General features: G+C 46.5%; 8 protein-coding genes. All 8 read right to left on the reverse strand.

Annotated features, from left to right (window positions below):
- Positions 1-5 precede the first annotated feature (5 nt).
- The 8 genes from BUR42_RS15515 to BUR42_RS15550 all read right to left on the reverse strand — a co-directional run bounded on the left by BUR42_RS15515 (position 6) and on the right by BUR42_RS15550 (position 13504).
- Positions 6-1076 (reverse strand): DUF5017 domain-containing protein, encoded by a 1071-nt coding sequence (locus BUR42_RS15515; RefSeq protein ID WP_074240093.1) that lies wholly within the window; start codon positions 1074-1076, stop codon positions 6-8.
- A gap of 20 nt (positions 1077-1096) precedes the next feature.
- The gene (locus BUR42_RS15520) at positions 1097-2935 is read right to left on the reverse strand and encodes a RagB/SusD family nutrient uptake outer membrane protein (RefSeq protein ID WP_074240094.1); all 1839 of its coding nucleotides are present in this window, start codon (positions 2933-2935) and stop codon (positions 1097-1099) included.
- Positions 2936-2955: 20 nt separating this feature from the next.
- Positions 2956-6123: a SusC/RagA family TonB-linked outer membrane protein gene (locus BUR42_RS15525; RefSeq protein ID WP_074240095.1), complete on the reverse strand. Its 3168-nt coding sequence runs from the start codon at positions 6121-6123 to the stop codon at positions 2956-2958.
- 130 nt (positions 6124-6253) lie between these two features.
- Positions 6254-7135 (reverse strand): hypothetical protein, encoded by an 882-nt coding sequence (locus BUR42_RS15530; protein WP_074240096.1) that lies wholly within the window; start codon positions 7133-7135, stop codon positions 6254-6256.
- A gap of 17 nt (positions 7136-7152) precedes the next feature.
- Entirely contained in the window at positions 7153-8478 is a 1326-nt protein-coding gene (locus BUR42_RS15535; RefSeq protein ID WP_074240097.1) for a neutral/alkaline non-lysosomal ceramidase N-terminal domain-containing protein, read from the reverse strand.
- Positions 8478-9812, reverse strand: coding sequence for an NHL repeat-containing protein (locus BUR42_RS15540; RefSeq protein WP_074240098.1), 1335 nt, complete (start codon positions 9810-9812; stop codon positions 8478-8480). The genes BUR42_RS15535 and BUR42_RS15540 overlap by 1 nt, the downstream gene beginning before the upstream one ends.
- Before the next feature lie 25 nt (positions 9813-9837).
- Positions 9838-11193, reverse strand: coding sequence for a DegT/DnrJ/EryC1/StrS family aminotransferase (locus tag BUR42_RS15545; protein WP_074240099.1), 1356 nt, complete (start codon positions 11191-11193; stop codon positions 9838-9840).
- Between the two features lie 190 nt (positions 11194-11383).
- Entirely contained in the window at positions 11384-13504 is a 2121-nt protein-coding gene (locus BUR42_RS15550; protein ID WP_074240100.1) for a hypothetical protein, read from the reverse strand.
- Positions 13505-13572: the final 68 nt, after the last annotated feature.

Below are 13572 nucleotides of genomic sequence, written 5' to 3' on the forward strand. Positions count from 1 at the left end.
TTTTATCAGGGCGTAATAGTCAGATCGAGCTGCTTCACTACCGTTTTGGTCTCTTCCTTATTGTGATTATAAGCTATGAAATAAACTTTATAATTTCCAGGAGTTTTATAAGTATATATATATTCTTCCACCGCATCTGTATTGATCCCTTTTACGGAAATAGCCCTGTCCGGCCCCAGGCTTACCGTATCTCCCTGCAGCGGCCTGGAGATCACCCATGTTTCCGTGAGCGGATCGTTAAAGGGGCTTGCCGGATCGTAGGGAACAAATACAGGAACCCTTGCCGCCGGCTGGTATGTAGGACTGCCAGGGATATAGATGGGGTTGAGAGGATTATAAATAGAATAATTCGGATTGAAGATAGAATCATTCGGGTCTTTATATTTATTCCCCAGCAAGGTTAACCTGGAAGCAATAATGGTATTCTGTGCAGGTGCATCCACCGGATACTGGTTGATGGTCCTGAAACCAATATTCTCCTGGTTTGCGATCAGCAGTTCCTGTGTTCCGATGAAGGGGGCTTTGCTCCTTACCATCATGTTCTGGATCCACCATATCCGCGCGAGGCCATTTACGGCCTGGGGTTTGGTAATGTATTTGAAGCCGAGATAAACAGGTTTCTCTGCATCTATCCAGGTACTGATATCCAGTTTACTGGAGGCTACGTTTGTAGTGGTAGTAGCCAAAGTGAAGCTGCTGGTTATCTCCGTCCAGGTAGCTGCTTTTACGCTGGCGAAATCATCTTTGCCATTGTAGTTGTCTGACAGCCAAATGGAAACCTGGCCGGTTTGCGTGCCGGTACCTGCCAACTGTGTACTGAAATCCAGTGTTGCCCCTTTCCCGGTTATCACTACCTTACGGCCATCTTTGTATTGATAGTCGTTAAAGCCTTCTCCTGAATATAAAGAAATATTATCCTGCACGCCGGTAATAGTGAACACCACGGGCTCATTTACTTTAAAGGTTGTTTTTGTGACCTTTACGTCAAACGCCGGATCTTCCAGTTCACCCAGTTTATCGGAGCATGCGCCCAAAGCGAGACCCATGTATATTAACCACAAGAATTTATGTTGCATGTCTTTATTTTTAAAAGTGATCACCAGCCGGTGTTTTGTACCATTTTATTATTCGTTACCATTTCAGCACTGGGAATTGGCAGGAATAAATGTTTTGGTATTTCTATGTTGGAATAATAAGAGATGAAAACATTCCCGGGAATGTCTACCGTCATTGTAGAAGCCATATCACGGTGAGTTTGTTCATATATTTCCCAACGGACCAGGTCTGCACGACGGATGTTCTCAAAGTTGAGTTCACGCAGGCGTTCATCCTGGAGGAATTTCCGGAAAGTTTCTTTGGAAGCAGTGAACGCCGGTTTTACATCAGCGTCTGCCGGAACGTAAATAGCGGCAGTTGCCTGTGCACCTGTTCCGCCGCCGCCACTCAAAGTAACGGTGGGTGCAGTAGTATATTTACCAGCCTGGAAAAATTCAACGCCTGTAGCATCCCTGTCCAGATCTATTTTAGTAACAACACCTCCTGCAACAGTAGCTTTTGCAGTAGCAGTGCTTCCGTTACCGGCTGCTATTGTTACTGTTGGCGCCGTAGTGTATCCGGCGCCGCCATTTGTAACCGTGATGCTCTTTACACCGGTGGACCAGCCTCTTCTCCTTACCTGGTTAACCAGGTCCTGCGCTTCAGCAGTAGGGCCATTCAATTCATTGAGGGCTTCCGCATACATCAGCAGTACATCCGTATACCGCAACAGTTGCACATTGATAGGTGAGCGTGTAGCGCTCTTGGGGATCAATGTTTCATACTCCCTTCTGAACTTGCCCGGTGTTCTTGAATATTTGGTGCTTTCCAACGGAATTTCCGCAATCAGTGTTTTCACACCATTGGCTGCAGGTAATGCAGCATAATTGAAAAATGGTATGCACCAGGGCTTCCTCAGATCGCCGGTTTCATAGCTGTTGTACAGTTTGGCAGTATAGGTCATGTATCCATCCGACCTGCCGGTATTGGTATTTGGAGTGGCAATGCCGTTGATCCATCCGTTCCTCCCGGTTTCAGCATAAGCTTCCGTTCCATTCCCAATAAATTCAACTTCCCAGATACTTTCTTTGATGTCGTATTTTTCAGAGGCAAGTGTGATGAAGATGTTAGAGTAGCTTGGGTTCAGGCGATGCGCTGCCAATCCATCCTCCATGATCTTCTTCCCCCAGTTGATCACTTCCTGGTAGCGGGAAGCGTCTTTCAGGGGAAAACCTGCCATATACAGGTTCACCCGCATGAGGATACCACGAACGGCAGATTTACTGACACGGCCGCCAAAACCATAACTGGTAATATCTCCAACAAGCGCTTCCGCCTCCGTCATATCCTTCACGATCTGATCATATACCTCTTTAACGGTATTCTTCGGAATGTGTACCGCTATGGCAGATTTACTGGATGCCAGTTTCAGCGGAACGCCGCCAAAGTTCTGCACCAGCAGAAAATGAAAATAAGCCCTCAGGAAAAGCGCTTCTCCCTTCACCGTATTCCTCTTTGCCTCCGGAATGGCAGGATTGTTATTCACTCCTTCCAGTAAGGCATTGGCCCTGTTGATACCATTGTAACATTCCCTCCAGAAGGCGGTCACATACTGATCGCCAGGAGTATGATTCAGGCGGAAAGCGCCCGTAGCAATGGAAGAGCGGTTCATAAAACCTTCATCTCCGGACCAGCCTAAAAGGTAAAGCGCATTATTGCCATAGATGGCATCTGCACCCAGGCTCGAATACACAGCGGCCAGTGCATAATCCAGTTCCTGTTCTGTTTTGTAATACCCTGCCGGAAACAATGCATCTTTTGGTTTTGTATCCAGGAATTTATTACAGGAAGCTGCTGATATTATTATAAAACTCAACAAAATGAAATACTTGATTTTCATATTTGAGATTTTAAGCGAGTTTAGAAATTAGCTTTTAGTCCAAAGGTGATCGTTCTTGCCTGCGGATAGGCAGAGTAATCATAACCGGGTGTTAACACACTGTTCCGGGTAGACACCTCCGGGTCAAGCCCTGAGTACTTCGTCCACGTAAAAAGGTTCTGCATGGCTACATTCAGGGATAAGCCTGACATGTATGCCCTTCTCAGGATACGAGACGGTATCGCATAATCGAGGGACAATGTTTTAAGGCGCAGGTAAGATCCATCTTCCAGGTACTTGGTAGAATGGTAACCGATCACACCTTCGCCACCTGCCCTGAAATGTTCATTGGTCTGGTTCTCAGGCGTCCACCTGTTAGCATAACTCGCATACTGGTTCATATTCCTTCTGCCGTTGGTATTTCCTTCAAATGTGATCCGGTTGGCATTGTAGATATTGTTGCCGTAAGACCACTGGAAGAAAATATTCAGGCTGAACCCTTTGTAGCTCAGGTTGTTCACAAAACCGCCATAATGAATGGGAAGGCCTCTGCCAATGATGGTCTTATCATCCGCATTCACATTTCCATCTCCGTTAATATCTCTGTATTTAATATCCCCGGGCTGTATGGTGTTCCGTGGCCTGCCATTAGCAGGAACCTCCGCTTTCAACAGGTACACACCGGGAGAAGGGATGTCGAAATCACTGTACTGGTAGTTTCCCTCCCAGATATATCCCAGCATCATACCGGCAGACTGGCCTATGGTGGCAGTATACAGGTTGTCAGAATAGTTCACATCTGTTTGTACGGCATTATCCAGTGAGCGCTGGCCTTCAGTAAGCGCCAGTACTTTGTTTTTATTGAAGGTGATATTCGCACTGCTTTCCCATCTGAAATCCTTTGATTCCACTACCCGTACATTCAGCGTAAATTCATATCCCCTGTTCTCCATCTTTCCGATGTTCTTGAAGGCAGTACCAAAACCAACTGTAGGTGGGAGCTGTGCATTCAGCAACAGATCATCCGTTGTTTTTTTGTACATGCCGGCGGTGAACTCAATCCTGTTCTTAAACAAGCCAAGCGTATAATCGATGTCCATGGAAGTGGTGGTTTCCCAGGTGAGGTCTTCGTTACCGAGGTTATTCTGGTAAACAGCCAGCAAAGGCGTTCCATTATTAAAGGAGTATCCTGAGATATTAGTGGTGAGCTGAGAAATATAGCTGAAGTCCCCCACCCTGTCGTTACCTATTTGCCCGTAACTACCTCTGAGCTTTGAAGTACTGATCACCGCATGGTTCTTCAGGAATGCTTCGTTGTGCATATTCCAGGCAGCAGAGGCGCCGGGGAAATATCCCCACCTGTTGTTGGCTGCAAACTTGGAAGAACCGTCTGCCCGGAAGTTGATGGTGAGCAGGTAGCGGGAATCATAATTATAATCTATCCTTCCGCCATAAGAGTTACGGGTATTATAAGAAGTAGATGCAATAGGATTATAAGGTACTCCTTCATTCAGCCCTGCAATTCCAAGGCTTTCATTTGGCAGGAGCTTGGAAGAGAACCCATCGGACCTGTAAACAGTTTTCTGCAAGCTTACCAGCCCCAGTGCAGCGATGGTATGTTTCTTATGGAATGTTTTGTTATAGGTAAGGGTATTTTCGCTGGACCAGCTATTGATGAAATTATGTGCAAGGGAACCATTTATTCCTTCATTGTTGTTGGGATTGGATGGGCTTCCTTTACTTGTTTTAGAATTGTAGAACCTTTCCGCCGTACCGCTCGTTTTCCTGATCCCTCCTCCTGCTTTCAGTACGAGACCGTCCAGGATGTCTATACTCACGCTTCCCAATCCTTCCAATACACCTGTATAATCATACTGATACTGATTCTCCAGGTCTTTTACAGGGTTGATCCTGAAATCACTTGAATTCACGGCATCATCATCTGCATCCGCATCCAGCAGGCTTTCATCAGAATCAGGGAAACCGATGGGGCGGTAAGCCCAGGTGCGGAACATTACATAACTGGAGGTACTGCTGGTTGGGCTGCTGTTGATCACCTGCCCCCATTGCGTAACATCAGAATAACCCGCTGTAAAATTTGCCCTTACACGGTTACTGATGGTATGGTCCAGCGTTATCCTGCCGGTGTATCTTTTAAGGCCCGTATTAATTACAACACCCTGCTGATCAAAGAAAGAGCCAGAGACAGAATACTTCGTTTGTTCATTACCCCCTCTTACGGCCACGTTGTAAATGTTGATCTTACCCTTTGTGAACACATGGTCCTGGAAATCTTCGCCCTTTACATTTTTATAGTCGTCCAGCGTTTTGCCGCCGGCCAGGTAGCGGTTTCCTTCTCCTGAAGTGGGGAATCTTTCCAGCTGATACCGGATGTACTCATAAGGACTCATAAGTTCAATCTTTTTTCTTTCCAGCTGAAAACCGCTGGAAGCACCCAAGGACACAACGGGCCTTCCCATCCGGCCTTTCTTGGTCTGGATAAGTATTACCCCATTAGCAGCTCTTGATCCATAGATGGCGGTAGAGGATGCATCCTTGAGGATGGTCATAGACTCAATATCGTCTGGGTTAATGGTAGAAGGATCGAGATCTTCCACAGGGAAACCGTCAATCACATACAAAGGCGCTACACTGTTTGTGAGCGATCCGGCTCCACGGATAACAATATTCACGCCGCCACCGGGCTGACCATCAGAGCTGGAAACCTGCACCCCGGCCACACGGCCTGCGAGTGCTTCCGCAAAGGAGCCCACAGGAGCTTTGGACATGTCTTTTACATTTACCACGCTCACTGAACCGGTGAGGTCCTTTTTTCTAACGGTGTTATAACCGATCACCACTACTTCTCCCAAAGCTTCTTCTTTGGGGACCATGGTGAGGTTCACAACAGAACGGCCATTCACCTTTAATTCTGTTGTTTCCATACTGATGAAGGAGAAAACGAGCACATCGTTTGGCCCGGCATTAATGGCGTACCGGCCATTGTCATCTGAATAAACTTTGCGGGTAGTACCTTTAACGGCGATGGTTACGCCAGGCATAGGGAGATTAGTTCCTGTTTCCAGTACCCTTCCGGTTACCGTTGCAGGTGGTGTTTGCGCCTGTGCCTTTGATTCAAAAGGCAGGAGCATGATGAATGACAATGCAAAAAGAAGTGCAGCATGAAGGAAATTCGACTTTCGTTCCATAGCAGAATAGTTGTTTTAAGTAAATGTTGGCCTTACTACTACGGGTACGTACACGACAATGAATGTAAAGAAACAGGTTAAATGAGTGGATTTTGCGTATTGAATAACGGCTGGATCAAAAATGAATTCCTTATCTGTTGAACCCTTCCCTGATAATGTTATACTTTGCAGGAGACTTAACAGGGTCCTGGTGGCAGTAGATCAGTACACCATCAGCATATTGTTTGCTGAAAGCAAGTACCTGTTTTACATAATCCGCCGATGACTGTCCTAATCTTGAATGACCTGTTGCATATATATCCACGAATACCGGGAAATCTTTTCTGAATAATTTACGGATGGATGCTACCTCTGCTTCTACTTTAGTAGGATCGGTTAAGTTGCCGCCCCCGGTCTCTGCCCTGTAAGGAAATAAAATACCATCTATCAGCTCACCATAATTAGCGGCAAATGCTGGTGTGATCTGGCGGTAGTAGACACAGGGTACGAAAGCCAGGTTCGGGTTGATGGCCCTTGCACCTTTCAGGCAGGAGTCCGTGTAGGACGTTGTAAAAAGTTTCAGGTTGTGTGCAAAATCATCGATACTCCAGGCTACCAGGTTCGGATATTTGACACTTAAACGGGCAATAGCGGTAGCCCAGGTTTTGTAATCCATCTGATAAGGCTCAGAGGAATGTTTAGCGATTGGTTTTGATTCACTGGGTGGCACAAGGCTTACCCAGACTTTAATATTTTGTTCTTTAGCTAATGGGAGAAAGATCTGAAGATCGTCCCAATCATTTTCATTCATCCAGATCAGCCAGTGATAAGTGGTAGCATGGATCTCTTTCAATTCCGCCAGCAACTGCTGCTGATTTACACGGCCATTTGCCAGCCGCGGCGGAGCAGCATAAGTGCCATAGGTATTTTTCAGGTGCGTGGCTTTAGTTGCACCCTGATCTTGCGCGATCTTCCTGTTTGAGCAGGCTGTGAGCCCAAGCAGCAAGGTAAAAAAAAGCAGTCTCTGTAGCATGTGAAAATATTAATTGCTTACTTACTAACGCCTACTTTCTGCATGACCTGCTGAATAGCAGCAGTCACTTTCTTTTCCACGCTTTTGCTAAAAGGGCCGGGCATGCCATAATAGATCATATTCGACACTGCCTCGTACCCTCCTTCCTCCAATATCTTTTCAGTAGGTATATAACAGACCACCTGGTTGCAATACCCGGCAACAAACAGTTGTTCACCGGCATATCGTTTTTTTGCATTGAGGGAATAATCCACCACTGCTTCACCGCTGAGGGATAACAGGGTCAGCTTATTTCCAAGGCGCATGGCTTGCACGGGATAGCTGTGGTTAGAGATATCCCATCCTTTGTTGCTTGCTTCCATGATCAGTTTTGCCCTTCTCTTTTCATATTTATTACCGTTCAGCACTTCCTGCTCTAATGTTTCTGTTTTCACGGGTTCATAAGGCAGATCTGCCCTTACGAATGCGCTGCGCAATGGTGCGCCGACGTTCGTTGTTTTTCCGTTCAGCACCTTCTGAACAGCATCCGCAAGTTCTTTGCCGTGTTGTTCAGCCAATGCCATGGTACCCCTGGGAGCAGGGTTCTGATCGCCGGCGCATCCAATGAAAAAGAGGGCAGTGGCGCCGGGAAATTTCTTTTCCAGTTCAATCTGCGCAAAACCCGCATAGTCTCCGCTTACAATATTGTTGGTTCCGGTTAATGTAGTATTGTGACAGGCGTAACCAAAAAGGATCCCCTTTTCTTTACCCTGTGCATCCCTTGCGATAAGTACAGGTACATCATGGTCCACATGATCCGCTCTGCCCGGGGCTTTGCGGCGATTGATGGCAAAACCGGCAGATCCGTTCCCATAACTGAGCTGCATAGGCTCCAGATGCTGCATTGCCATATCTACTGCAGCTACCAGCTTATCTGTAAGACCTATCGCGTATTTCGTGAAGTTCTTAATGGTAGTGGTATCATAGTCCCCGATCATGCTCAGGGCCGGCCAGATCATGGGGCCTGCATGTGTATGCGAGGAATTGAACATGATCTGCGAACGGGTGATGCCATACTTTGCCATGAGCTTCTGTGCCGCTGCTTCAGAAATAGCGGGCGTAAGGCCCAATACATCTGCCGTAACAATAATGATCCTGTTGGAAGGATTTTCTTCAATTACCATGGCCTTGGCCCAGAGATCATGCACTTTCTGTGTAGCCAGCGAATCCCGCCCGGCGTAACCAGTCAGCTGAAAAGGCAGCTCAGGCGTGATCACGATCCTTCCAATCCCCACTTTAATAAAAGCAGCGGATGCGATCTGCTGGAGCAATGCCAGCCCTATGAACAGGATATATTTCTTCATTATGCTTCCATAAGAGGATTAGGAATACTGATCAGGTCTGTGATTATTTTCCCATTCCTGTTGATACGCGCCAGGGTGTAAATGGTACCATCTGTTGCCACGGCGATTGAATTCACATACAAAGGCCTCTCTCCATTCTCATAAAATATAGGACCATGGTCTGTATATTTTGCAGATGGAATGTGATAGGTAACGAGGTGCAGGTTCTCCAGCCCTTTCGCCGCACCTTTTGCAATCTGGTTAAGGCCCCCTACCCTTTTGCCATTCACATAGATAGGGCCACCGGTGAGGTAATAGATCGTTTCTTTATCCGGCCCCAGCTGAAAACCGAGGTACCCGTAACTGAACTGATCGTACATACCGCTCTTCCTCGAGAGGTCTGAGGTGATACGTTCTATCAGTTCAATCCTTTGTGCAACAGGGTCAAACCTGAAGAGATAACCGGAATTACCATGCACACCATATGCCAGTTCATCTTCTTCGTGCCAGCAGATCTTCCTCCAGTTGTAGCCCATACTTCCCGGTTGCTTCGGATCGTACTTACCGAAATAATCTATGCGCAGATCTACATCCTCCAGTTTCTTCAGCAGCTTCTTCTCCGGCGAATAGGTATAAATATCTCCTTCCGCAGTAGAGAAATAAACCGCACCGCTGCGTGGGTCTACAAAAAGAGAACGGCAGAGGGAACGAAAATCTGATCCGGGTGTTCCAGCTTCTCCTTTAGCCGCCGTTGCGCCCAATTGGTGCAACTCCCCTGAATCCACGTTAAAGTGAATAAATTTACCGGTAGGCCAGGTGATGCAATAAATATTCCCACGTTCCGTATCCATGGTCATAGATACGGCGCCTTCCCCGTTAGGGATGATAGCCAGATCTTCAAACTTACCGCTGCGCATATCGTAACACAGTATATGGCCCCCTTTGTATAATTTATAACCGGCCGGTGCATTTACGGGCAGGCGGTCCATTCCATCTATCAGTTCATAAAATCCCACGTGAGTGGAAAAATATAACTTAGCATTCCTTTCAAAGAACTCCACATGGCTTTTGCCCTGTGAGATAAACTGCTGCCCCTTTTCACCACAGATCTCCGTGAGATCAGCTAATAAAGTAGTGGTATTGTTTTCCGGGTCAAATACATACACCCTTCCTGCCACGTCGTGTTTCTCTGAAGACAATACATAATATACCCTTCCATCACTTCCTACTGTTATCGCATTATAAGAGTCATGCGCGAACTCAAATCCCGAATCATATGTTTTGGCGATCAGTTTTTCTTCTTGTGCATTATAAGGCTCTAGTATGGATTGCTCACTTTTCTTTTCTACTTGCATGAATAATATTTAAATCCTTTACTGATTAGATCTTGTCAGCGTTCCTGCTGATATTTTTGATAACCGTTGCAATCCCTTCCATATCCTGACGGGAACCCAGTAACACATTCTGTGTGAACCATACGGCGTCACTGCAGAGCTTTTCGTTTTCAGGGCAATTGTTGCGTTGTTTATAATTTTCGAAGTCCAGTGTTTTTCTATCGTAGAAGCTTTTGTATACACGGGAGCTGAATGCATTGTTCATGAACTCCTGGGTGTGCATCACTTTGTAACCGCCGGAAGCCGGCAAGCCCTCTTTGCGTAATGCCTCGAGGAATTTTGACCTGCTCAGCCCTTTGAACTTAGCGGGATCGTACCGGAAAGAATAAAGGTGGTATGCACCCTGAGTTACTTTGTCGTACAACTTTATAGGAGTAATGCCATCAATCTCCTTCAGCATGGAAGCAAGATATTTTGCATTTTCATGGCGGGTGGCCGTTTGTGATTCCAGTCTTTTTATTTGCGCAAGACCAATGGCTGCAGCATACTCCGTTAACCTTATTTTTGAAGCTTTCATAAAGCTGTCTCCAGCCACAGCACCGGTAGAGGTACCATAAGCGTAACCCAGGTTATGTGCAGCAAAACAGTTATCAATAAATTTATCGTTGCTGGATACGATGGCGCCTCCCTCACCGATAGGCAGGTTCTTTGAGTTCTGGAAGCTGAAACAGCCGGCATTGCCGATAGACCCTACCCTCTTGTTATCATATTCTGCCAGGTGTGCCTGGCAGGCATCTTCAATAACGATGAGATTGTGCTTTTTTGCAATGGCCACGATCCTGTCCATGTCTGCGGGCAGACCGAGGATATGCACAACCAGGATAGCTTTTGTGCGTTTAGTTATTTTGCTTTCCAGTTTTGCAGGATCGATCTGGTAGGTAGCCGGATCGATATCTGCAAATACAGGCATGGCATTATTTGCCAGGATGGCCTGCACAGAGGCTATGAAAGTATAGGGAGTAGTGATCACTTCATCTCCTGCCCCGATATCGAACTGGTTGATGGCAGTGATCAGTGCGTTGGTACCATTGGAAACAGTGAGACACCTTTTAGTGCCAATAGCTGCAGCCCATTTAGCTTCAAATTCATCCACCAGTTTTGCACGGGACCATACGCCGCTGCGGATACTGTCGATCACTATTTTTTCATCTTCGCTTTGCACCCACATAGGCCATTTCACCCAGCTTGCAGCCGTCCAGAGAGGGGTACCACCCAGGATAGCAGGTGTACGGCTGATGAATGATGATGCGAACGAACTATTAACAAGGCCAGATGCGAGTAACATTCCGGCTGTTCCTAATGAACCCTGCCGGATAAACTCCCTTCTTGAAGTGTGACCCATTTGAATGTGTTTATGAATTTAATAAAATGTTTTGCGACCGATTGATGAAGGGCGTGCCCGCATCGTTATGAAACAGTTATGAAATAACTCCCTTTGCTGTTATATTCTGGTTGACCGTTAACGTACCCGAAAATAACAAAAAATATGATTGCCAGTTACTCTTTTTCCTGTTTTCTTAAAAAATAATTGCTTATTGCGCTACAGCATAGACTTTTACCCCATCAAGGTTCACTTTCAGGGTAGCGCTGTTCTTACTTTTCCGGATAATTTCCACGGGAACACGGCGGTCTTTCAGTTCCGGGCTCAGGATGTTCAGCGCAGTGAGCGGTACTTTCCTGGTATCCACCTCAAAAACAAGGGCATTATTCCGTGTGTTGGCTGCTATATTCAATAAAATGGGAGAATTGCCCATATCGCGGATCGTTTCATGCGGAACGGCCACCATATCTGTATTCATAAAATGCAGGATCATTTTCCCTTTATGGTCCCTGCATCTTACGGCCCATCCCTTATCTCCTGCCGTTTGCTGAATAGCAGGCCTGAACAGTCCTTTTTTGATCAGTGCTTCTACAACCGGGCCACTGGTGGCCGTTTCCACCATATGCAATCCCTTTCCATGCAGCTGGCCGGAAAGTGGTTTGCTGCGTTTATTCCCCTTTTCGTCATGTGTACCGAATGGCAATGCCAGAAAGGCCTTCCCTCCTGCAGCGAGATATTGCTGTATAGCATTGAACTGAGCGTCTGAAACACAGCCCATACTATCCAGCACAAGCGGTGTTCCTTCCGCTTTTAATGCAGCAGCGTCTGCCAATTCCTCAGCACGCAGGAAACGGTATCCTATATTATTGTTTACAAACTGTTCTGACCAGCTCCTTACTTTTTGCCAATGTTCCTTTCCATCTGTTCCTCTCCAGCCATTAGCCCTGTTATAACTGTTATTCACCAGCCTTACTTCCACCATGTCCTTTCCCTCCATAAAATCCACCGGGCTATACTTTATTTCCCAGTTGTTAGTTGCGCGGATAGCATCTTCCATTTCGATACTATCAACAGGATCTTCTATCAACCTGTACTGCATGGTACTGGCCCAGTTTGCCACTCCCCAGAACCTTGCGAGGCCCCAGCCCAGGTATGCGCCCTCTTCATAAATAGTATAACTCAGGGCGATAGTGGGTACATTCCCTCTTTTAGCAGCAATATCTTTCTGCTGCAGCGCTTCCGCATCTTTTTCTATCCAGTCTACCGACTTTATATTAGTACCTACATTTTCAAGCATGAAAAAGTCCATGTGTTGCGCAATCCTTTCCAGGTTGAGGGAAATAGCATTCAATGTTACCGGACCTGTACTGGAGCAGCAGGTCATCAGTGGTTTTTTACCAATCGTTTCCTTCACCATCTTTACATGATCCGCCACGCTATCATCCTTCATTTTGAGCCAATCGCGGAACACCGGGTTTTCGTAGTTCCCCCATTGCAGCATAGGTTTCTTTGTATCTCCCCAGAAACTTTTATCTCCGAAAGGCGGTATCACATGGCCGTAATCCTTTTTAAATCTCTCCCGGCAATACTTGCAACCGCAGGTAGCGAGACCGGCATAGTTACACATATCATCTACCTGGTACCCGTCAAAGCTCACTTCTTTTTCCAGTCTTTGCAGGTATTTACGGTGCATATCCAGGAAGCCGGGATTATTGTGGCAAAAGGTTTCCATCTGGTACTGCAGCGCATATCCGCGGCTGCCATCCCTGAGGTCCACTTCGCAGATATCGTGGAAAAGATGCCCTTCATATTGCGCATGTGCGGCAGCTTTGGGATCATGAAAAAGAAGGGTATGGTGACGTTGCGTTCTATGCAACTTTTTGAATTCCGCTTCACCCCGCGGGCGTTCCACGTGGTTACAGGAATAGTGCTCTATGAATTTGATATTGTATTTATGCAATTCACTGGCTACATCGGCCAGGTAACCGTGTAATTGCCCGAAGTAATTAGCAAAGTCGAAACGAATATGGAAGCCATAACTTACAGCAGTATCGATATCCGCTTCGGCAAAGGCTGCCGCTCTTCTTTTAATCTTGTCTGTGATCTTTTTTTGCGACCAGAGCAGGTCTTCCAGGGTACACCACCAGGACCCCAGGCGTTTAGGGATAAACGGCATATCCGGGCCTGCGAGGGAATGCATGGCCGGGCCTGCCATTGAGGATCCCTCCGCAATGGCAGAAAGCGGAAGCGATTGCATCATTCCTATGCCCAAACCTGTTAATGAAACATTGCGGATGAAAGCCCGCCTGCTATTTTCCTCCATATTTTTCATGATTGTACAATTAGCTGGTTGATATGATGATCCAGGCCGGCATCCTTCAAAAATATTTTCAGTTTTGA

This window comes from Chitinophaga niabensis, assembly GCF_900129465.1.
Lineage (GTDB): Bacteria > Bacteroidota > Bacteroidia > Chitinophagales > Chitinophagaceae > Chitinophaga > Chitinophaga niabensis.

Bases quoted from the DNA above. Each gene is read 5' to 3' on its own strand.
- BUR42_RS15515 (WP_074240093.1), bottom strand. From the start codon at position 1,076: ATGCAACATAAATTCTTGTGGTTAATATACATGGGTCTCGCTTTGGGC.
- BUR42_RS15520 (WP_074240094.1), bottom strand. From the start codon at position 2,935: ATGAAAATCAAGTATTTCATTTTGTTGAGTTTTATAATAATATCAGCA.
- BUR42_RS15525 (WP_074240095.1), bottom strand. From the start codon at position 6,123: ATGGAACGAAAGTCGAATTTCCTTCATGCTGCACTTCTTTTTGCATTG.
- BUR42_RS15530 (WP_074240096.1), bottom strand. From the start codon at position 7,135: ATGCTACAGAGACTGCTTTTTTTTACCTTGCTGCTTGGGCTCACAGCC.
- BUR42_RS15535 (WP_074240097.1), bottom strand. From the start codon at position 8,478: ATGAAGAAATATATCCTGTTCATAGGGCTGGCATTGCTCCAGCAGATC.
- BUR42_RS15540 (WP_074240098.1), bottom strand. From the start codon at position 9,812: ATGCAAGTAGAAAAGAAAAGTGAGCAATCCATACTAGAGCCTTATAAT.
- BUR42_RS15545 (WP_074240099.1), bottom strand. From the start codon at position 11,193: ATGGGTCACACTTCAAGAAGGGAGTTTATCCGGCAGGGTTCATTAGGA.
- BUR42_RS15550 (WP_074240100.1), bottom strand. From the start codon at position 13,504: ATGAAAAATATGGAGGAAAATAGCAGGCGGGCTTTCATCCGCAATGTT.